We start from the raw sequence: 762 nt of genomic DNA, 5'->3' as shown, positions 1-762 counted from the left end.
CAAAAGGGCTGGGAGCGTGAAAACCCGGCAACGGACTTAAGCAACCCGTCTGAAAAAACGATGGACGGTTTTGTGGAGGTCACAGAACAGATGGAGCTTCCATTCTGAAAAGGACAGCCCGTTGCACCCCCTGTTGCTATCCCGTTGCCGAGCCGGTTGCCGGGGAAAACCCCTTATTTCCGGGCTTTTCTCCCTTATAACAACCAAAACAACAGAAAAATAAAAGAAAAGTATAAATAGTAACCATCGCCAGATTGAGATTGTTTGCAAGGTCTTTTGAAGCCCGTTGCCGGACTTCGTTGCCGACACCCTCTGTCTGGCTATTTTCATGTATGGAGGATAACTGCCTATGGCAAAAAACAAAACAGAGATTCATGTTACAACGGTGTTTGACGGGGAGCTGGACGCAACCGATGTGTTCGTCAGCCTGATTTCCCAGAAATACGGTAAGACAAATACGAAAGAATATCTTGCTAAAAAGAAAGATATGGAGTATAATGAAGATGAGGTTCAAAAGAGCCAGATACCGTCTGGATTGTGTGGGTAAATGGCTATGATGAACGAAATGGAATACAGAACAATCGGTTCGGCACTTGCCGGGGGGTATCGTGCAGCGGTCTATTGCAGGCTGTCAAAGGACGATGACCTGCAAGGCGAAAGTGCCAGTATCGCAAACCAGCGTGATATGCTGGAAAAATACTGCGAAAAGCAGGGATGGGAGGTTGTGGCAGTCTATCAGGACGATGGCTTCACAGGTCTTAA

Annotated in this window: 3 protein-coding genes; 2 read left to right on the top strand and 1 reads right to left on the bottom strand. The window is 47.1% G+C overall.

Annotated features, from left to right (window positions below; all coding sequences use genetic code 11):
• Window positions 1-136: 136 nt before the first annotated feature.
• Window positions 137-376: a hypothetical protein gene (locus DW720_RS16265; protein ID WP_021682886.1), complete on the bottom strand. Its 240-nt coding sequence runs from the start codon at window positions 374-376 to the stop codon at window positions 137-139.
• Between DW720_RS16265 and DW720_RS15510 the strand changes: the two genes are divergently transcribed.
• Window positions 350-547 carry a hypothetical protein gene (locus DW720_RS15510; protein WP_118749819.1) on the top strand — a complete coding sequence of 66 codons (198 nt, stop codon included), beginning with the start codon at window positions 350-352 and terminating at the stop codon, window positions 545-547. The genes DW720_RS16265 and DW720_RS15510 overlap by 27 nt on opposite strands.
• Window positions 548-762, top strand: a 215-nt coding sequence (locus tag DW720_RS15505; RefSeq protein ID WP_165815561.1) for a recombinase family protein, incomplete at its 3' end; no start/stop codon positions are given.

Source organism: Clostridium sp. AM27-28, assembly GCF_003480955.1.
GTDB lineage: Bacteria > Bacillota > Clostridia > Lachnospirales > Lachnospiraceae > Otoolea > Otoolea fessa.
The sequence above is the reverse complement of the archived record's forward strand: the minus strand, read 5'-3'. Positions and strand labels throughout refer to the sequence as shown.